The sequence below is a fragment of the Anoxybacter fermentans genome (assembly GCF_003991135.1).
In the GTDB taxonomy this organism is placed as follows: Bacteria; Bacillota; Halanaerobiia; order DY22613; family DY22613; genus Anoxybacter; species Anoxybacter fermentans.
This window is the reverse complement of sequence record NZ_CP016379.1, coordinates 227,906-247,866: the sequence shown is the minus strand read 5'-3', so window position 1 is coordinate 247,866 and position 19,961 is coordinate 227,906. Positions and strand designations below refer to the sequence as shown.

Annotated in this window: 25 protein-coding genes; 3 read left to right on the top strand and 22 right to left on the bottom strand. The window is 35.3% G+C overall.

What is annotated here, in order from left to right; translation table 11 throughout:
- Window positions 1-20: 20 nt before the first annotated feature.
- The 10 genes from pepV to BBF96_RS01090 form a co-directional block, all read right to left on the bottom strand.
- Window positions 21-1,421, bottom strand: a complete 1,401-nt coding sequence (pepV, locus tag BBF96_RS01135) for a dipeptidase PepV (RefSeq protein WP_127015444.1) — start codon at window positions 1,419-1,421, stop codon at window positions 21-23.
- Between the two features lie 270 nt (window positions 1,422-1,691).
- A complete protein-coding gene (locus BBF96_RS01130; protein ID WP_127015443.1) occupies window positions 1,692-2,195 on the bottom strand; it encodes a zinc ribbon domain-containing protein in 504 nt (167 codons plus the stop codon).
- An 80-nt stretch (window positions 2,196-2,275) separates the two neighbouring features.
- Window positions 2,276-2,623, bottom strand: a complete 348-nt coding sequence (locus BBF96_RS01125; RefSeq protein WP_127015442.1) for a hypothetical protein — start codon at window positions 2,621-2,623, stop codon at window positions 2,276-2,278.
- 64 nt (window positions 2,624-2,687) lie between these two features.
- Window positions 2,688-3,299, bottom strand: coding sequence for a DNA-3-methyladenine glycosylase family protein (locus tag BBF96_RS01120; protein WP_127015441.1), 612 nt, complete (start codon window positions 3,297-3,299; stop codon window positions 2,688-2,690).
- A gap of 17 nt (window positions 3,300-3,316) precedes the next feature.
- Window positions 3,317-4,213, bottom strand: coding sequence for a DMT family transporter (locus BBF96_RS01115; protein ID WP_127015440.1), 897 nt, complete (start codon window positions 4,211-4,213; stop codon window positions 3,317-3,319).
- Window positions 4,214-4,416: 203 nt separating this feature from the next.
- Window positions 4,417-5,808: an asparagine--tRNA ligase gene (asnS, locus tag BBF96_RS01110; RefSeq protein WP_127015439.1), complete on the bottom strand. Its 1,392-nt coding sequence runs from the start codon at window positions 5,806-5,808 to the stop codon at window positions 4,417-4,419.
- Window positions 5,809-6,065: 257 nt separating this feature from the next.
- The gene (locus BBF96_RS01105; RefSeq protein WP_127015438.1) at window positions 6,066-7,367 is read right to left on the bottom strand and encodes an MFS transporter; all 1,302 of its coding nucleotides are present in this window, start codon (window positions 7,365-7,367) and stop codon (window positions 6,066-6,068) included.
- A gap of 412 nt (window positions 7,368-7,779) precedes the next feature.
- Entirely contained in the window at window positions 7,780-8,442 is a 663-nt protein-coding gene (gene modB, locus BBF96_RS01100) for a molybdate ABC transporter permease subunit (protein ID WP_127015437.1), read from the bottom strand.
- 11 nt (window positions 8,443-8,453) lie between these two features.
- Window positions 8,454-9,242: a molybdate ABC transporter substrate-binding protein gene (modA, locus tag BBF96_RS01095; RefSeq protein ID WP_127015436.1), complete on the bottom strand. Its 789-nt coding sequence runs from the start codon at window positions 9,240-9,242 to the stop codon at window positions 8,454-8,456.
- A gap of 83 nt (window positions 9,243-9,325) precedes the next feature.
- Window positions 9,326-9,676: a winged helix-turn-helix domain-containing protein gene (locus BBF96_RS01090; protein ID WP_127015435.1), complete on the bottom strand. Its 351-nt coding sequence runs from the start codon at window positions 9,674-9,676 to the stop codon at window positions 9,326-9,328.
- A gap of 339 nt (window positions 9,677-10,015) precedes the next feature.
- On the opposite strand from BBF96_RS01090, the gene BBF96_RS17280 reads away from it, so the two are divergent.
- Genes BBF96_RS17280 through BBF96_RS17275 form a run of 3 tightly spaced genes read left to right on the top strand, consistent with a single transcriptional unit; the run spans window position 10,016 to window position 10,632 of the window.
- Window positions 10,016-10,246: a 4Fe-4S binding protein gene (locus tag BBF96_RS17280; protein ID WP_418654998.1), complete on the top strand. Its 231-nt coding sequence runs from the start codon at window positions 10,016-10,018 to the stop codon at window positions 10,244-10,246.
- Window positions 10,243-10,410 carry a 4Fe-4S binding protein gene (locus tag BBF96_RS16585; protein WP_205665682.1) on the top strand — a complete coding sequence of 56 codons (168 nt, stop codon included), beginning with the start codon at window positions 10,243-10,245 and terminating at the stop codon, window positions 10,408-10,410. The genes BBF96_RS17280 and BBF96_RS16585 overlap by 4 nt, the downstream gene beginning before the upstream one ends.
- 6 nt (window positions 10,411-10,416) lie before the next feature.
- The gene (locus tag BBF96_RS17275) at window positions 10,417-10,632 is read left to right on the top strand and encodes a 4Fe-4S dicluster domain-containing protein (protein ID WP_418654997.1); all 216 of its coding nucleotides are present in this window, start codon (window positions 10,417-10,419) and stop codon (window positions 10,630-10,632) included.
- Window positions 10,633-10,858: 226 nt separating this feature from the next.
- Here BBF96_RS17275 and BBF96_RS01080 read toward each other — a convergent pair whose 3' ends face one another.
- The 12 genes from BBF96_RS01080 to BBF96_RS01025 form a co-directional block, all read right to left on the bottom strand.
- Window positions 10,859-11,470, bottom strand: a complete 612-nt coding sequence (locus BBF96_RS01080; protein WP_127015434.1) for a class I SAM-dependent methyltransferase — start codon at window positions 11,468-11,470, stop codon at window positions 10,859-10,861.
- 9 nt (window positions 11,471-11,479) lie between these two features.
- Window positions 11,480-12,676: an alanyl-tRNA editing protein gene (locus BBF96_RS01075; RefSeq protein ID WP_164730833.1), complete on the bottom strand. Its 1,197-nt coding sequence runs from the start codon at window positions 12,674-12,676 to the stop codon at window positions 11,480-11,482.
- Between the two features lie 158 nt (window positions 12,677-12,834).
- Window positions 12,835-13,044: a hypothetical protein gene (locus BBF96_RS01070; RefSeq protein WP_127015432.1), complete on the bottom strand. Its 210-nt coding sequence runs from the start codon at window positions 13,042-13,044 to the stop codon at window positions 12,835-12,837.
- 453 nt (window positions 13,045-13,497) lie between these two features.
- A complete protein-coding gene (locus tag BBF96_RS01065; protein WP_127015431.1) occupies window positions 13,498-14,181 on the bottom strand; it encodes a class I SAM-dependent methyltransferase in 684 nt (227 codons plus the stop codon).
- A 474-nt stretch (window positions 14,182-14,655) separates the two neighbouring features.
- Window positions 14,656-15,420: an ABC transporter permease gene (locus BBF96_RS01060; protein ID WP_127015430.1), complete on the bottom strand. Its 765-nt coding sequence runs from the start codon at window positions 15,418-15,420 to the stop codon at window positions 14,656-14,658.
- Window positions 15,407-16,333, bottom strand: a complete 927-nt coding sequence (locus BBF96_RS01055) for an ABC transporter ATP-binding protein (protein ID WP_127015429.1) — start codon at window positions 16,331-16,333, stop codon at window positions 15,407-15,409. Before BBF96_RS01055 ends, BBF96_RS01060 begins: the two co-directional genes overlap by 14 nt.
- A gap of 3 nt (window positions 16,334-16,336) precedes the next feature.
- Window positions 16,337-16,555, bottom strand: coding sequence for a PLDc N-terminal domain-containing protein (locus BBF96_RS01050; RefSeq protein WP_127015428.1), 219 nt, complete (start codon window positions 16,553-16,555; stop codon window positions 16,337-16,339).
- Window positions 16,556-16,592: 37 nt separating this feature from the next.
- The gene (locus BBF96_RS01045; RefSeq protein WP_127015427.1) at window positions 16,593-17,414 is read right to left on the bottom strand and encodes an ABC transporter permease; all 822 of its coding nucleotides are present in this window, start codon (window positions 17,412-17,414) and stop codon (window positions 16,593-16,595) included.
- Window positions 17,411-18,358 (bottom strand): ABC transporter ATP-binding protein, encoded by a 948-nt coding sequence (locus BBF96_RS01040; RefSeq protein ID WP_127015426.1) that lies wholly within the window; start codon window positions 18,356-18,358, stop codon window positions 17,411-17,413. The genes BBF96_RS01045 and BBF96_RS01040 overlap by 4 nt, the downstream gene beginning before the upstream one ends.
- Window positions 18,359-18,691 carry a zinc ribbon domain-containing protein gene (locus BBF96_RS01035; protein WP_127015425.1) on the bottom strand — a complete coding sequence of 111 codons (333 nt, stop codon included), beginning with the start codon at window positions 18,689-18,691 and terminating at the stop codon, window positions 18,359-18,361. It abuts the gene before it with no gap.
- 15 nt (window positions 18,692-18,706) lie between these two features.
- Complete coding sequence (locus BBF96_RS01030) at window positions 18,707-19,099, bottom strand: anti-sigma factor (RefSeq protein WP_127015424.1); 393 nt, start codon at window positions 19,097-19,099, stop codon at window positions 18,707-18,709.
- Window positions 19,096-19,611 (bottom strand): sigma-70 family RNA polymerase sigma factor, encoded by a 516-nt coding sequence (locus BBF96_RS01025; protein ID WP_127015423.1) that lies wholly within the window; start codon window positions 19,609-19,611, stop codon window positions 19,096-19,098. The genes BBF96_RS01030 and BBF96_RS01025 overlap by 4 nt, the downstream gene beginning before the upstream one ends.
- Window positions 19,612-19,961 lie beyond the last annotated feature (350 nt).

Genomic DNA, 19,961 nt, shown 5'->3' with positions numbered 1-19,961 from the left:
GAATTCCCCCGATTTTATAATTATCCCGCTAACGCTACGATTGCCTTTGCATATATCTTTGTATTCAAAATCAAATCGTCCACACCAATAAACTCATCCTTCTGATGGGCTAACTCAGGCTGACCTGGAAAAAGCGGTCCAAAGGCCACAGCTTTTGTAACAGCACGGGCATATGTACCACCACCAATTGTGATAGGTGCTCTATCATCACCCGTTAACTCACGGTAAACATCCATTAATTTTACTACCAGTTCATCATCTGCCGGAACATATAATGGTTTCATATGTTCTCCTTTTACGAGTTTAATACCGGTACCCTCTAGCTCCTTCTCAATTCCACTATATACTTCTTCCGCTGAACTGGTTACAGGATACCTGATATTTACCACTACTTTTGCTTTTTCCTCTGTCAGGTCAATTAAACCCACATTAAAGATCAATTTTCCAGATACATCATCTTCAATTCCGCATCCGATAGATTGCCCATAATATTCCATACCAATTTTTTTAGCATAGAACTTAATAAAGTCACAGAGATCACAGGAACTTAAATCGAGAGAAGCCAGGAAAACCATAAGCTGTGAAATTGCATTTTGACCCGATTCAGGTAAACTACCGTGAGCAGAAACACCATGGGATTTGATAACCGCCTGACCATCTTTCTCTTCCCATTCGAGATGAACTTCATTTTCCTTAGCATATGTTTCCATTGCTTCTCTAACCTTAGACAGATCATTACCAGCCAAAACGGCCTCACAGTAATCTGGAACCATATTCGGAGCATTTCCACCCTTTATGGATACAATCCGTATTCCATCATCACAAGCAGTACAATTATTCTTAAATTCCTTTTCTAAATTAAAGATAAGAATTCCTTTCTCACCATGAATAGCAGGATATTCGGCATCTGGAGCAAAAGCTATTGTAGGAGCTTCTTCATGCTTTAAATAGTACTTAATTCCCTCCCAACCGCTCTCCTCATCTGTTCCAAAAATAATCCGAACCCGTTTCTTTAACGGAATTCCACTGTCCAGTACCGCTTTCATTGCATATAAAGCCGCAATAGCTGGCCCTTTATCATCAATAGTACCACGACCGTATATTTTATTATCATGAATTTCCCCACCATAAGGTGGATATGTCCAATTACTACCTTCTGGAACCACATCTAAATGTACCAGAATTCCTACAATCTCATCACCTTCACCAATTTCAGCATGACCAGCATATCCATCCAAATTCTTTGTTTTAAATCCCATTTCCTCAGAGAGCTTCAATACATACTCTAAAGCATCATTAACCCCTTTACCAAAAGGCATTCCCGGCTGTGCCTCTTCTTCTACACTCCTGATCCGTACTAACTCCTGGGTAGATTTGATAATCTGATCACGCATGTTATCAACCCGTGCCAACAAGTCCATTATTTTACCCCCTTTATTATTTTTCTATTAAATGATTAAACTGCAAAAAACTAATTTTGAGCGCCATAGAAATTTTTCGTTTAACCACCTTAGTGAGATTTCAGTCGAACTTTAGATGATTTGAAAAATTTCTTTTAAAGCGAAAAATTAGCTTTTTGCAGTAAAATCTTAAATTACATAATAAATATATTCTCCATTTCACCATCCAACCCCTCTAAAGCAACTTTTTTTCTTAACCCCAACATATCTCCAAACTTACTTTCCATAAACTTATAAAGATTTCCCACAGTTTTTACAAAATTTTGCATCTTCATCATTCAGTGTCCGACACGAACTACACCGAACTTTAATTACTGGCTCAGCTTCTTCTCCACTTAACTTTCTGGTTACTGTTTTAACTACATCAATCTCATTAAGAGTATCGTTGATCATACCTCCTTTAACACGATTCCATGGTTTTAAATCCTCTCTTGCTCTTTCAGGATCAAGTATTATACCTGAACCTGCTAATCCGGCTCTACCCACAATCATTAATACTCCTCCAATGATTATTAAAGTAAAACTACTTACTCCCCGGATGGCAAATCCCCCTACTATACTATCAAAACCCAAAAATGGACTGGTTCTTCTGAAAAAAAATCCTTTATGCCCAAATGGACTTCCTTCAAAAGTGATAAATATAAAATTTGATAAGAACATAAGAAAACCTATAATAATAAACATCATTCCCAGATAATAAACAAACTTTCTTCTATTGGATATTTTCCCACTCATAATTAATTCCTCCCTTATAAATTCATATAAAATCTATCATACACCAACCATTCTAACTCTAAATCATGATTAGTAAATTATTATAAACCACGCACAAAATAATAACGTGCATTTTTTTTCTTCTTCCTGGCTTTTCTAGCAATAAGTAAATAAATAATTAACCCCCATAAAAGACTATTCAATACAAAAGGTAAGTCCTGAAACCAGGGAATCTGGAACGACCATTTCTGAAAAATCCAGATAAATGGAAATATTAAAATCTGATATAACCCTGCAGATATCACTCTCAGCATCCCACCCATTGACCAGATGGAATCCTCAAAAAAGATTAATTTACTGATAATTGACAAAAGCATCATGGTTGCCTGGAGCAGAAAATGAATTGATGCAATGATAAGGTATAAAATAAATCGTCTGATATATTTCATTTTTGCCACTCCTCTAAAATTAAATTAAAAAAAATTCTGGCTTTTTATAAAAATCTGCCATAATCTAATCTTTGTTTCTTAAGCTTTGCCAGAGATACCATGAGGCAATGGATTCATATGGATGCCAGGCCCGGGCAATCTCTCGTATTTTATCAGGTCTAGGGAGTTCAGGTAGGTTATAATGAATCTGAATTGCTTTTTTGATTCCTAAATCACCTATCGGTAAAACATTGGTTCGGTTGAGAGCAAAAATCAAAAACATAGTCACTGTCCAGGGCCCAATTCCTTTTAATTTAAGTAATTCATCTTCAATTTTCTCATTAGAAAGCTCTCTTAATCGAAATAAGTCCAACTCTCCATCTACGATCTTTTTAGCCAGGTTTTTTAGATAAATTATTTTTCTCTGGGACACTCCAACCTCTCTTAAGTCTTCATTACTTAAATTTAACAATTCCTCAGGTTCTGCCTGATTTTTACTGAAAAGAGAACGAAACCGTTCCATAATAGAAACTGCTACTTTTATCGATATTTGCTGCCAAATGATGGATTCACAAAGAAAATCAAAAAGATTTTTCCGTGGGCTTAAGGTACATGGACCATATCTTTCTATCAGTCCTCCAAGTACCGGGTCCTTATCTCTTAAGAATTGTTCTGCCTCCTGCCATCTATTGGACATATATTACTCCTCTCCTTTTAAATCCTTGCTTTCCAATCTATTTTCGGCTTTGAGCTGCATTTTTGAACATAAATAACTCCGCTGAGGATTAATAAAGATCCCAATAATTGAATAAATCTAACTTTTTCCTCCAAAATCATAACTCCCAAAATCATTACCGTTATTGGTTCAACTGCACTGATAATTGCTGCTAAAGCTGGCCCTATCTTCTGCACACCAGAATAAAAAATCATAATAGCAAAAATAGTAGAGAAAATAGCCATAATAATAATAGCTAACCATGCAAAGCCGCTGATTGCAAAGATTAAATCTCCCCTAATGACCCCCAATATCATAAAAAAGATAGCAGAAAAAAGAATGATAAAAGCTGTTAACACCCTAGGTTCTAACTGAAAAGTATATGAACTACCCAGATAAACAATATAAATGGCATAAAAAAGTGCCGCTATAAAAGCAAGGAATATTCCAAAAGGATGGAAATCCACTTCACCCCAACTCATCAATAACACACCGATAGTGACCAGCACGAGAGCAATAACTTTAACTTTTGTAATTGGCGAGTTTAACAGAATCGCCGATAGATAGGTAACAATTACTGGATAAGTGAATAAAATCATAGCTGCCAGAGAAGATGGAATATACTGTAATGATAAAAAATAACTAAAGACCATAACTCCATACCCAAATATAGCAACCACAGCTAAAATAAACAATTGTTTAAGATCCACTTTGATCTTTACTTTTGTCAACCAGAGATAAAACCAGATCAAAACGGCTGCAATACTAAAACGGATAGCCAGAATACTAACTACATTTGCTCCTCCTTCATATCCTATCTGGGTCAATAGAGGTAATGCTCCGAAAAAAATAGAAGAAATAATAATTTGAATACTACCGCGTGTTTTGTTCCTCATCTAATTTCACCTACTTCTATTTTTTAACATATTCCATAATGATAAAATCTGCTGGATAAATAAGTTCACAATGGTGGTTTTCTTTAACCAGCACCTTTTTCAAGTTCTACAAAAACCTTCGACTTTCCTTTTTAAATTATAGAAAAAAAGCACCATATAGTATCCCAGACGGGCTGAGATATCTATTGGTGCATTTTTTCAGATTAAAATTTAGCATTCCCCGGAGTTCTTGGAAAAGGTATAACATCACGGATATTGGAGATTCCTGACATGTACATCAAAATTCGCTCAAAGCCCAGGCCAAAACCGCTATGCGGAACACTTCCCCAACGGCGGATATCCAAATACCACTGCATCCCTTCAATATCCATACCCAGTTCCTCCATTCGCTGAATCAATTTGTCCAGACGCTCTTCGCGTTGGGAACCTCCAACAATCTCTCCAACCTGCGGTACCAGTACATCAACAGCACGAACAGTTTTATTATCATCATTAAGCCGCATATAAAATGCTTTAATATCTTTTGGATAATCAATAACCATCATAGGACGCTTAAAATATTCTTCTGTCAGGTAACGCTCGTGTTCAGACTGTAAATCCAGTCCCCATTCAACCGGAAATTCGAATTTACGATCAGCTTTTTTAAGAATCTCGATAGCTTCTGTATAAGTAATAACACCAAAATCAGAATTAACAATCTCTTCAAGGGTTTGAATCCGGGTATGGGTCTTATCAATCCATTTGTTAAAAAACTGCATCTCTTCCTGACAGTTATCCAGAGCATATTGACAGAGATATTTTAAAAATTCTTCAATAATCTTCATATTTTCTTCCAGATCACAGAAAGCCATTTCGGGTTCAATCATCCAGAACTCTGCAAGATGGCGGGAAGTATTAGAATTCTCTGCTCTAAAAGTCGGGCCAAAGGTATAAACATCACCTATAGCAGTAGCCAGAAGTTCAGCCTCTAACTGACCGGATACGGTTAAAGATGTCTCTTGACCAAAGAAATCCTGCCTGAAATCCACATGACCATCGGTCATAGGTACTTTATTCAGATCAAAAGTGGTGACTCTAAACATCTCACCAGCGCCTTCACAGTCACTGGCAGTAATAATCGGAGTATGGACATAGTAGAATCCCCGTTCCTGGAAAAACTTATGAACAGCATAAGCCATCTTACTTCTGAAGCGGTTAACTACTCCAAAGGTATTAGTCCGGGGGCGAATATGAGCAATTTCACGAAGAAACTCAAAACTGTGACGTTTTTTCTGAAGCGGATAATCCTGTGGACAATGTCCAATAATTTCTAAAGTTTTTACCTGTACCTCCCAGGCCTGTTTTCCACCCTTGGATTCAACAAGGTCCCCCGTTGCTTTGATACTTGTCCCGGTATTAACCTCATCTAAGATAGGAAACTTATCCGGTTCCAGTACCAACTGTAAATTTGCCAGCGTACTCCCATCGTTTACTTCCAGAAATGCAACATTTTTGGATACCCGTTTGGTCCGTACCCAACCCAGGATAATTACATCCTCCTGAGGCTTTTCTGCCCTAAGAGCATCTCTAACTTTTGTTCGTTCAAAGTAATGCATAACTATATAATCCTCCTTTGCCTGGTTTTATTCCCGCAACAAATCCATTAATGGTATCTTATTTTATTTATTATACCATATTTTCTTTTTATGTGAAGAGGTGATTTTCTACTTCATATAACTATTATAACCTGGATATACTAAACCTGACCAGGCCACAAAACCCAATTTGCCAGCATTTCTGTATTATAATTATCATAAAAAATCCTAGAATCATATTTTTTCTTGAAATTTACTTTTTCTAGACCCACCCTCTTTTATAATTTTTTTATATCCTCATTAGTTGCAAATTTAACCATCAAAAGTGCTAACAAAATACCTGAAGTAATCGGTAATATATAAACGGGAATCATTTCAGTGAAAATACCAGCTAATATCAAAGCAAGAGGAGTTATTGCCATAGCCGTAGTTTGTATTAATCCAAAAACCCTCCCCCTATATTTGTCGGGAATCTGCCTTTGAAATTCAACCTGAAGTGGAATATTAATAATGGCCTGTTTCACTCCCATCAAAAAAGCCAGAGTGGAATAGAAAATAAAGAAAATATATTTATCGATAAACCGTAAAACTGGAATCCCAGGTATCCCGGTTAACACTAATTCTACAGCAAATATACTTAAGCTTATCGTCATAATCTTATACTTTTTTTTAAACTCAGGCAAAATTGATAATACCAATGAACCCAAAAAAATCCCGATAGAAAATGTACTCGAAATTATACCATACTGGCCAGGAGTTAATTTTATTACTTTGTTAATAATATAAGGTACTGAAACCGCATATCCTAGATTAACGAGAAAATTCATAAATAAAGCAAAACTTAGTAAAGTTAGCAAAAACTTTGACTCTTTTAAATATAAAAACCCTTCTTTCATCTCATTTATAATCTTCTTTAAAAATGTAATATCTTCTTTCTTTCTATCTCTCCCGCGGTCAGCTGTTAGTTCAAAATCTATAAAAATTTCAGAAATAGCTGAAATAATAAAAGAAAGTCCATTAATGACTAAAAAAACTTTCACATCTACAAGTCCGTAAATCAAACCACCTATCATTGGACCGGTAATCTGGGCCAATGACATAATACTCTGATTAAAAGAATTTATTTTCAACAAACGTTTTTCATCTACAAGATTCGGAATACTTGCATCTAACGCCACATTAAAGAAAGTATTACAAATTGACAATAATACAGCCACAGTATAGATATATGAAAGTCGTAAACTATCATAAAAAGCGATACCATACAAAGCCAAAACGATTATACCACTTAAAAAATCCATAATGATAACCATTCGCTTACGATTAAAATGATCTGCTATAGCTCCTGCGAAAGGTCCCAAAATAACCCTGGGTAACATACTGAAAACCAATGTTGTAGCAAAATTCATCCCTGAACCCGTCACTTTCAGAACATATAAACCAATGGCAAAACTATAGATATAGGTTCCAAAAAGGGATACCAGCTTTCCAGCCAACATCAAAATCATATTCCACCTAACTCTGGCATTGAACTTAGAATCCAAAATATACTCTTGAGTTAAAATCTTTTCCTTAAGCAATTTAAAACCCCCTTACAAATAAGTCACATTTCCTTGAATCTACCATCAAGCTATTGTTAGACATATTAATAATATTATAATATTCTATATACTTACAAATGTCAATATTTTATTAACATCTTTTACAGTAAAATTGACGGTATATATTATACCGTCATCTAATTAATATTAATAAATATCTGATTTTACTATAAAAAGCTAATTTTTTACTTCAAAAGAAATTTTTCGAACTATCTAAAGTTCAATTTCTTTTCCCTTCAATAAAAAAAATCTTTCGAGCAGGATTGCCAATTGCCTTTTTTAAGAAAGAATCCTTGTATTAATCATCACCTCTTCGGATAAAAAATTATTTTTCCTCGCAATTATAGTAAAATTTTCTTTTTAAACTTTTAAGTCCATTTCAATTCCTTCATTATTCAAATTTAGTATCAATCTTTCCTATAAAAAGCATGATTAAAATTGCAAAAAACGTCAATATAAAGACAAGCTGATTAGCAATACCATATTCACCTGAGAGAACAGCCTGGTAAATAGCAAGAGACATGGTCTGAGTTTTACCGGGAATATTGCCAATTAACATCAATGTTGCTCCAAACTCTCCTAAAGATCTTGCAAAAGTCAATGCAATTCCTGCAATCAGACTTTTACTTATTAACGGCAAAATAATCTTATAAAAGACCTGAAAATCTGTTGCACCATCTACCTTTGCCGCCTGCTCTACCTCCTGTTCTAAAGTTGCAAGGGCAGGCCGGACAGCATTAATATAAAGGGGTAATGAGACCATAACAGCCGCTACTATTCCACCCGTCCAATGAAAAACCAACCGAATTCCCAGATACTTTTCCAATCCATATCCAATTAATCCCTCCCGTCCAAAAATTAAGAGAAGATAGTATCCCAGAACAGACGGCGGAACCAGTAGAGGTAGATTTACCAAAACTTCAATTAATTTTTTTCCCATAAAGTCTTTACGGACCAAAATCCAACTGACCCAAAAGCCAATAAAAATAACAAGAAGGGTAGAAATAAACGCAATTTTAAATGATAAATAAATCGAAAACCATATCTGATTCATCTAAAACACTCCTATATAGTAGATTCAAACCCATATCTTGCTAAAATCTCCTGACCATTCGGTGAGAGAACCCACTCTATAAATTTTTTCGCTAAATCCTGGTTTTTACTCTCTTTTACAATTCCTATAGGGTATAGGATGGGATGATGTGTATCTTGCGGAATAGTATAAAGAACTTTAACCTCTTCTGAGATAGCTGCATCTGTTGCATAAACAAAGCCCAGATCCACCTCACCACGCTCCACATACTGCAATACTTGTCTTACATTTCTAGCAAATACAAGTTTTTTCTCGATTTGTTCCCAGATATGTAGATTTTTTAATGAAGTAACACTATATTGTCCAACAGGTGCCGTCACTGGGTCACCAATACTGATCTCTCTTATATGAGCCTTAAGAAAATCATCAGGGCCTGTAATCTTTAACGGACTATTTTTCTTCCCAATAACCACCAATTGGTTTCTGGCAAAATAAGTCACTGAATCTGTTGCTATTAACCCTTTTTTTAAAAGTGATTCCATCTGCTTTATTCCCGCAGAAGCAAAAACATCGGCCGGTGCTCCTTGCTCTATCTGGATTTGTAGTGTTCCTGAGGAAGCCAGATTTAATCTGACCTTAACTCCTTGATATTGCTGTTCAAACTTCTCTACCAATTCCTGAAACGCATCGGTTAAACTGGCTGCAGCAAAAACCAATAACTCCCTCTCCTTTGATTTAATCCCACTCTGGTGTGAATATGTTAATCCAACCCCAATTAAAAGCAGAATGATTACTAAAAAAATCAACCATTTATTTACCATAGCTCACCCTCCTTCGTAAAAATATTTTCCTAAAGCGTTATATGTAAACTCGTATAACGGTAGCAAAAATTAAATCATTAAACTCATTTTTGTTTTTTAAAAAAAGGAGTAAACCATTTATCGCATAATTTCTCTAATATTTCTGAGGCTTCCTGATAGAAATTTTCATAAGCATCCATTAACATTTTCCCTTCCGGAGTCAGACGGGACCCACCTCCTGTCTTTCCACCCACCTGTTTTTCCAATAGAGAAAACCCTAGAGCATTTTCAAGTCTATCAATTAACTTCCAGGCCTGGCTGTAAGACATATTAATCTCGGCAGCAGCCCTACGTAAAGACCCGGTCCGTTTCACCCGCTTAAGAATGTCACAGGGGCCAATACCAAATAGTTTCTCACCATCTTCTTCTAACCATATTTTAAATTTTAGCTCCATCTAATCCCCCCTTCATAACTTTTTTCCAATATTGATTATTTCAACAAAAGATATTAATTTTCCTTTTTGAGTAGAAATATTCCCATAAAAAAATAAAGAATTTCAAAAAAATCTTTTGACAAGTAAAGGGTAATTGAATATAGTTTATACTATACCTCCCGATGGTATGGGATATGAATAATTTAAAAAGGAGGTATCTTAATTATCATACCAACATTCTACATTAAAACCAATCGAATTTTTACTCCCATTAGAAAGTTCTCCTGGCTATAGTAGCTTTTGCGGGGCTCTGGTTTCCAAAATTGGGTCTTTTGATGATTCCAGTTATGATCACCCTTAATGGTACTAAGACTTTTTAAAGATAAATACTGGTGCGGAAATTTTTGTCCACATGAAAGTTTGTTTGATTTTATCATCATGCCCATCAGTCCTAATAGGAAAATCCCTTCTTTTTTCAAATCCAAAATTACTAAGACAATAGCCTTTGCATGGTTTTCTTATATGTTAATTAAATTACTATCTTCGGTACAACATTTTTTCTGGATAAATTGGGATATATTTTCGTCATGAACTACCTTGTAGTAACCATTGTAGGAACCCCTCTGGCTATATTGATTAATCCCAGAACCTGGTGTTCCTTCTGCCCGACGGGTACAATGCAGATACTTATGTATAAATTGGGTAAATTGCTCGGCATAAATAAAAAGATAGATCAAAAGGTATCCATTGCTTGAAAAGAAATGTGTCATATCTGTGGCAAATGTTCCCGGGTTTGTCCAATGCAGTTAACCCCTTATCTGGAGTTTTCTGATAAGAATCAATTTGATAATGAAACCTGTATCCGCTGCTCTACCTGTGTGAAAAACTACCCAACAGGCATTCTTTCCCTTAATAACGAAAAAACATCTATCCAAATAAAAAAAGTAATAGGGGCCTTATTGGCCCCATTTTTATAAAAAAATATAATCTGGTTAAACTGCAAAAAGCTAATTTTTCGCTTCTTGAGAAATTTTTCGAATCATCTAAAGCTCGATTTCCGCCGAAATAAGGCTTCCTAATCAAAGGGCCCTCCTGGTCCTTGATTAGCTCATCACCTCCTGTGATGAGGCCTTATTTCGTCGGAAATCTCGCCAAGATGATTTTCTATATCGCTCAAAATTAGCTTTTTGCAGTTTAATCATCCTATTTTTTTCGTAATATTAAAGATTGAAAATGAATCTCTCCACCAGTAGGAATTGTTTTAAAATAAACAAGCTCAAAATACTCCTGTACAACCTCCTGAATATGCTCATCAGTATAAAAAACAAAAAAACGCTGCGGCCAATAATGGTCATCTTCCCACACACCTTCTGAATCAGGTCCCCCATACACACCCATATAAAACAATCCATTAGGTTTTAAGACATTACGAATACCTTCTAAAACTTTTGGAAGATTCTTTTTGGGTACATGTAAGAGGCAGTTTAAAGCCCAGACTGCATCAAAGGTTTCAGGATAAAACTTAAGATTATAAAAATCCATTACATATGCTTTAAGACCTTTCTTTTTACATAATTTAACCATTTCTGTTGAAATATCTATAGCTATAACTTCTAATCCATTATCTTTGAAGAATTTGCTGTCTCTCCCTGGCCCTGCTCCAATCTCTAAGAGAAACTTTTTCTGCTCCTTTTTTAGAAGGTTTAAAAAATAATCCCTTTCCTCTGCTTTCCATGGTTCTATCTCACTTTTATCCCGTTCTTTAGCATGTCGATCATATGTTTCTATCAAGCTTGCCTTTAACTCTTGATCCATTTAATCACCTCACTTTAAATATCGATTTTTAAGTATAATCTCAGCAGATTTCAGCAAATTCTCTAAATTATTGATATCTGTACCTCCACCCTGAGCAGACCTGGCATTTCCACCTCCACCACCATTAATCAAACCAATAACTTCTTTTAAAAGTTCATTCATATTCACATCCAGATCATCAGAACGACTAAAACTGACCTGTGCCTTCTCACCTTTAACTCCAAATAGTACAATTACCCTTTCTTTCTCTACAATCTTATTAGCTAATTGTTTTACTTCTCCTAAGTCCCGATCTGTGACAATCTGGCTGATGAGGCGTATACCATTAATTTCCCGGGCCATGTTATAATACTTCTGAGCCTCATACTCCAACATCTGCCCTTTCAGTTTTCTAACTTCCCGCCGTAAATCTTTCAACTCTTCATAAAGACGTGTAACACCATCTAACGTCTCCTTATCTTTAATGGAAAGCAGATTGGAAACCTGGTTAATCTGATCATTTTTCCATTGATAATCAGCAAGGGCACGATAGCCGCAGACAAACTCAACCCTGATGTTGGCCCGTTTTTTCTCCCATTTGCGGATCTTAATTATTCCGATTTCACCGGTAGTTTTAGGATGGGTACCACCACATGGAGAATAATCTTCCCCATCTATTTCTACAATCCGGATATTCTTATCCACTACCGGCGGTTTACGCAATGGAAGATTTTTAAGTTCCTCAGGCTTTACAAAATAGGTCTTAATCAGCAAATTCCGATAAATTAACTCATTAGCTGCATCTTCTACCTTCTGTGCCATAGCAGAGGTCAACTCATCTAAAGTTACATCAATTGTCACATATTCATCACCCAGATGAAATCCTACTGTTTCTGCATCGTAAAGTTTTTCAAAACAGGCGGAGAGAATATGCTGGCCTGCATGCTGTTGCATATGGTCAAATCTTCGTTTCCAGTCAATCTCGCACTCAACTTCCTCAAGACCTATGGGTCTTTCTACCACATGCAAAATTTCATCACCATCAACCACATCTAGCACCTTTACTCCAGCTATCGTTCCCAGATCATGAGGTTGTCCACCTGAAGTAGGATAAAAATAAGTTTCTTCTAAAACCACCAGATGCCGACCATCTTTCAGTGTTTCTTCCCGGAGGATTTTAGTATTAAATCTTCCCACATACGAATTAGTATAATATTTTCTCTTCACTTCTTCCACTCCTCGTTAAATTTTTTTTCTTAAAACTTCGTCGAAATGATCAGGACTACTTTTAGAAAATAAATAAATTAAGGGAGTCAAATCGACTCCCGATATCTCTCCTATTCTATATATTAAAATACATAACATATATTCCGGTTTCTTTGATATTAATAATCTTCTAATTCCCATTCCATTTCTTCTTCATAAAGTTCCATCCAATTACGTTTAACCCGTCGGTAAGCATTACGGAACCTGCCTCCCCGCTCCATCTTCCGTTCAAGAAGAGCCTGGGTTTTTGCCCGCTGACGCCGCTTTTTCTCATTAAGGGCTTTTTCTTCCCGTTTGCTTTCCCGATCATTAGGAATATTCTGAATCAATCCTTATCCCTCCCTTCAGAGGCAGCATCCCCTCAAGTTCAAATCAGGTCAGATAAATGTAAGCTACCATTTTATGAATGATATGAATTAATCCTCATTCTCAATTATACCAGAAGAAAGCTCAATTTCAAAGTCAAATTTACTTACTAATCAATGGTTATACTGCAAAAAGCTAATTTTTCGCTTCTTGAGAAATTTTTCGAATCATCTAAAGCTCGATTTCAGTCGAAATAAGGCTTCCTAATCAAAGGGCCCTCCTGGCCCTTAATTAGCTCATCATATCCTGTGATGAGGCCTTATTTCGACTGAAATCGAGCTAAGATGGTTTGTCTAAAAATTTCTATATCGTTCAAAATTAGCTTTTTACAGTATAATCATTAAATTATTTAGTAAAGTTTCTTTAGACCAATCCAACATTTTACAAATTCTTTTCCTCAAATTCTTACAAAAGAGTTAACTTTCCTTTGTCAAATATACCGTCATACATTTGCCATATTCTTCGTTCTCCGTGGAAAGCTGTTTTTCCACAGTAAAACCGGCTTTTTTTAACTCCCTTAAGTGGTAATCCCAATTTACTTTTCTACAGGAAGTTGAGGCTACCCTGATAACTCCATCTGGATGGTTTCTTTCTTCCTCTTCAAAAGCTTTTGTTTTATCAGTAATATACTCTTCCTTTCCATCACCCATGTTAACCAATAAAGCTTTACCTCCTGGTTTTAATATTTGGTATATATTTTTTAAAAACCTGTCCCGATGATTTTGGTCAACAAGCATATGGAGTGTTCCTACAGAATAAATCCAATTAAAGGTTTCTGCCCCCAACTCATCTACCAGATATAATCCATCACAAACCAGCAGATCTATTTCAACTTCCCGTTTTCGTGCCAACTTCTTACAATACTGAATTGCAGTAGGCGAAATATCTACTCCCTTGACACGATAACCCAGACCTGCCAGATAGATAAGATCACGACCTTCTCCACATCCAACCTCTAAAATTACTTCATTTCCTGGAATCTGATACTCTTCAACCCATTTTAATACCTCCAGTGTAGGCCTAGAACCGAACCAGGCAATATTCATGGAATGGACTTTTTTATATCGTTCTTCATAAGCCAGGTAATAAGGTTTATTCATATAACTCCCACCTTCAGATAAGTTTATTAATTATATTTTTAGTGACAATGATAAAAATTTCCTGCTTTTTATTTGTGAATTTTTATCCTAATCTTACTGCAAAAAGCTAATTTTTCGCTTCTTGAGAAATTTTTAGAATCATCTAAAGCTCGATTTCCGCCGAAATAAGGCTTCCTAATCAAAGGACCCTCCTTGGCCCTTGATTAGCTCATCACCTCCTGTGATAAGGCCTTATTTCGTCGGAAATCTCGCTAAGATGATTTGACGAAAAATTTCTATATCGCTCAAAATTAGCTTTTTGCAGTATAATCAATTACAAAATAAAAAAGACAGCCTGACTTAAGTGTACGGCTGTCTTTTTAATCTATCACATTAATATCATCGGTCCATTTATGATGAAAGATCTCATAATCTAGATTGATGAGCTTCTTTTAAAATTTCAATATCATCGTTTTTAAATCCCTCTGATTTAATTTAAACTACCTCCACTTTTTTCATCTTTCTTATAGTTAGCCACTGTAAAATTAAAATATAGAAAATAACACTCACCAAAATCTGTTTTAAAAGTCCTGAATCTACCATCCCCAATCTATTGGCTTGAATTACCAGCGTATGCGGTACCCAACCTTGTAACCTGAATAGCTGAAGAACCAGGGGAGATAAGTAATTAAACAAAAGCACAGTAATTCCCGCTGCAATACCCCGCCTTGTTAGACTACTTAAGAAAAAGAGCAGTGCAATAGTAAAAATATAATAGAGAGCAAAAAGAGATGCTGATCCCATCATCTGAGCATAACTAACCCTATCCCCTTTAAAGAGTGAATTGACATAATATGTATTCAATGCAAAACCCAAAAGAGAACATATAAAAATAGTTATTGCATAATGACTGAATTTTGCCAACACTATTCCTTCAATCCGCGCCCCTTTAGAATAGGGAAAAACCAGCTTCTGATTGTTAATTTCGTCACTGAAAATTCCCATTAAGCTCAGAACCACGAAGAGATTAACAATTTGAAATACATCCTTCATATAACTGCGAGCTGCTTCTAACGGTGTAAAATTAATTAATCTGATCAATTCTTCTGGAATTTTACCTTTAAGTATAACGGGCAGCAGTTTGATCATGACCGGGCCAAGAATAGCAAAAAAGATAAACCCCACTACCAATATTAGATACCGATATTGCCGCCAGGATTCGATGATTTCTTTTCTAAAATAGGCCTTAAAAGTTCTCATCTCTCTTCACCATCCTTATAAAAATATCCTCCAATGTAGTCTGACGGATCTTATAGGAAATAAGTGGCATCTTTAACCGTCCAATGACCTGAGGTAATTCTTTTTTTCCAATCTCAAGATCAGTCACATATACAGCAATCTTAGATTCATCAATATGCACCTCTTCTACCCATTCCAATCTTTTCAGTTCATCTTTAATTTCTTCAAGATTCCCCTCCATTTCCAGATCGAAGATAGGTTGGATAAACTTTTTCCGCAAATCTACCATAGTTTCTGTCAATTTTATCTCACCCTTATGAAGAATACTTACTTTATCACAGACCCGTTCTACATCTGCCAGGATATGAGTAGAGAGAAATACTGTAATCTTCAATTCTTTTAACTCTTCCATCAGCTTAAGCATTTCCAATCTACCTTCAGGATCCAGAGCGGAAGTCGGTTCATCTAAAAAAAGATAATCAGGATGGTTAAAGAGAGCCACTGCCAGACCGAGACGCTGCTTCATCCCGCGACTATAACCGCCCACTCTTCGTCTAGCTGCATCCTTTAACCCAACCAACTTAAGTAATTCATCTATACGTTTTTTTATTTGATTGACCGGATACCCGCTTAAATCACCAATCATCCATAAATATTCATAAGCATTCATATAGGGATAATAAATCGGATTCTCGGGAAGATACCCAATTCGGAGTCGTAAAGTCTCTTTATTCTTACCAAAGTCCTGACCATCCAGGAAAATTTGACCTTCTTCATAATCAATTAAGCCAGTTAAAATGTTCATAGTTGTAGATTTTCCAGCACCGTTTGGCCCAAGAAAACCAAAAACACTACCCTTTTCAATAGTAAAGTTAATCCCTTTCAAAACAGTAAAATTTCCATATCTTTTAATCAGATTTTTTACTTCAAGCATAATTTACACATCCTTCTCTCTTCCAAAGATTAAAAAAACAATAGGCCCAAGACCAAGATTGGAAAATAGGATAATAATCAATGCCCAGGCCCATTTTGGCATAAAGCGCACCCTTTCAGCCTTGATCAAAACAGTCAGGGTAATAATAATTAAAATCACCTGAATCATAATCAAAGGTAATAACAGTTTTAGAATTTCAGCCAAAGTCATCCCTTCAAACATTTTCATCCCCTCCTTCTGACTGGAAAACATTTCAATTTTATACGAACTTATCTAATATTTTATCTCCTTTAAACAAATTAGCTCCAATTTTAAGCAAAAATATATCCATCAGTAGAAAAATGAAACCAATTATAAAAATAACCCATCCACTGAGAAAGATAACACCACTTAATTGCATAATAATCATTGCTAAAATCGGAATTACTACAACTCCAGCTAACTGTTGTGCTTCCTGAAATCCCCGTACTTTTGCAGATACAAGTACTGTTACACCAAGACCGAAGAAAGAAAACGTAGGTACCAACCATAATATTAAACCTATCCAATGACTATTTGGTAAAATTAAAAAACCAAATACCGGATAAGTTAATATATCGATAATTATAGCATATACAACAAATCCAATAAAAGCAACTGATACTGCCGGAATAAATGCAGCAAGACATTTACTCAAATATAATTGAAAATCAGTAACGGGAGCATAGAGAAGACCTTCTAAAGTCTTTTTCTCTTTTTCACCCGCAAAACTATTGGCAGCAATTATACTCGATACCATCAGCGGTATAATTAAAAAAAGCGGCCCAAAAAAGTAATTAATCATCATGTAAATAAGTAATTGTTGTTGATCAAAATTAATAATTTTATTTTTCATTATTATAGGCATATTTTTTATCATATTATCAATAATCTGATGCATATTTGAAGGGATTTCTATAAAACGAGGTAAAAGAATTAATACCAGTGGAATTATCACCAAAATTATCAGTGGCACCACTATTATTGGTACCAGCATCTGCAGACTCTCTGTAACTTCTTTAATGTCCTTTGCAACAATGGCTTTTATTTTCCCGACATTCATTTTTTTCCCTCCCTCAATTTAAAATATATCTCCTCTAAAGAATGTTCTTTTTCCACCACAGAAAAAATACGGCACCCCTGTTGAATCAAGATTTCAACTAGATCAGGAATATACTTTCTTTCAGCAACATTAATAGATAATTTAGTTACTCCCTCTTTATTTCCAATATCTTTAATATCGGTTATCCAATCAATTTCATATATCTTTTCTTTCTTCTCATTCCCCCACATTTTGCACTCAATATCTACCTGAACATCAGGCCACAACTTCTTCTTTAATTCATCAGGTGTTCCAATAGTAATAAGTTGGCCTTTATCAATAAGCATAATTCTGGTAGCTAAAATTTCAGCTACCTCCAGGTTATGAGTACATAAAAAAATTGTCTTTTTTTCCTCCTGATTCAACTTTGCTATATACTTAATTACTGTACGGGATGCTTCAGGATCAAGACCGGTTGTAGGCTCATCTAAAAAAAGTATTTCAGGATCATGCAAAAGAGCTCTAGCCAGAGATAACTTTTTCTTCATTCCCGTACTATATGTTTCAACTGGTCGATCAATATAATCTTCAAAATTAAAAAATGAAATCATAGCAGATATTTTATGATTGATCACATCTGTTTTTAAACCATAAAGGTTTCCATAAAATTTTAAATTATATCTTCCAGTAAGCCTTTCATAAAGAGTAAAAGTCTCTGTAACCACTCCAGTTCTTGATTGTATCTTTATAACATCCCTATTCAATTCATAACCCAATATCTTTATGGTACCTGCTGTAGGTCGTAATACTCCATTTAATAATCTAACAGTTGTAGTCTTACCTGCACCATTTGGCCCCAAAAAAGCCACAATTTCCCCTCTCTGTATTTGAAAATTTAAATCTTTAACAGCATATTTCTCAGCAAATTTCTTGCTTAACCCCTGAACCTCTATCGCATAATCCATTTAATCATCTCCTTCCTTTAATTTACATGAACAATAAGGACAATAAACCCAACTTATCTGAATCTGTTCATGACAACCAGGACATGTCAGTGTTGCACCTCCACAATGAGGACAGCAGTTATTATTTTTGCTGAATTTCCGCCCACAATCAGGACAGGTTATCTTTTTTGTTCTGGTAACGAGGAGATAAATAATTAAACTGCTGGGAAAATTTAAAAGGCCAAAAAACCCCCAGAGCCAGTAACTTTCTCCCCTTTTTCTGGCATCAAGAAAAATCCAGACCGCCTGTGCAGCTAAAATAAATCCTATTAATATAAACAACCACAGATTCATTTAACTCCCTCCTGGCTAATTCAAATTTTTTAACGGGATTAGAGAAAAAGGAAGAGTTATATAAAAAACGAGATATATGGATAGCAATCCTTCTGTACCAAACCACAAATAAAATTGATAATAAATTAAGAATACCAGACTAATAAGGCCACCAAATTTTATCAAATCATTAACTAACCTACACATTTTTAGAATCGAATTGGCTTTATGTATTACATTATTAATTTCTACTAAACCTGTTTCTTCAGGAGGTATCATCTCTCCCAACATCTCTTTAACATGCTGTAAATTAGACCAGAACTCTGCACATTGGGGGCATTTTTTAAGATGTATTTCTAAAGTAAGATCACTCTTACCCTCACAATAAATCAGATCCATCATTTGCTGACGAAAAATTTTACAACTCAACCCTTATTCCCCCTTTCAATCTGGTTCTGTAAAAATTCCAGACAATAATACATTCTGGATTTAACTGTCCCGACCGGACATTTGATTATTTTACTAATCTCTTCATATGTGTAGCCAAAATAGTGTTTTAGGACTAAAACCATACGTTTTTCTGCTGGTAATTTTAAAAGCATTTCTTCAATAATTAATCCCGCTTCTTTCATTTCCGTTATCGATTCAAATCGTTCCGGATAATCTACCATTATTAGATGGCGATTTTTCTTTAAATAATCCCGATAAAGATTTGAACCTATAGTTATAAGCCAGGTCGAAAATTTAGACTGGCCCTTAAATTTTTGCAATTTCAGAATTGCTTTAAGCATTGTCTCCTGCGTCAAATCTGCCGCCAGATCAGGATCCAAAGTGATTTTTAGAAGATAGCCTTTGAGAATAGAATAATTCATTTGTAAAAGTTCTTTTAACGCCTTTCTATCTCCCTTTTGGGCACGCTGAACCAATTCTATTTCCTGCAAAGGCTATCCCCTCCTTTTTTTCATCCCGTCGTTAATATGACGATTGATATATGCAAAAGGTTCATTTCAATTTGAAAATTTTTTCACCAAAAATATTAAAAGCACCATCCCAAAAATTTAGATGGTGCTTCTTCAGATAAGTTAATATCTGATCTTACTGCAAAAAGCTAATTTTCTGCTTCATAAAGAAATTTTTCGAACCATCTAAAGTTTGATTTTCAGTCGAAATAAGGCACACTAATCAATACATCCTGTGATGAGGCCTTATTTCGACTGAAATTTCACTAAGATGATTTAACGAAAAATTTCAATAGCACTCAAAATTAGCTTTTTGCAGTTTAATCATATCT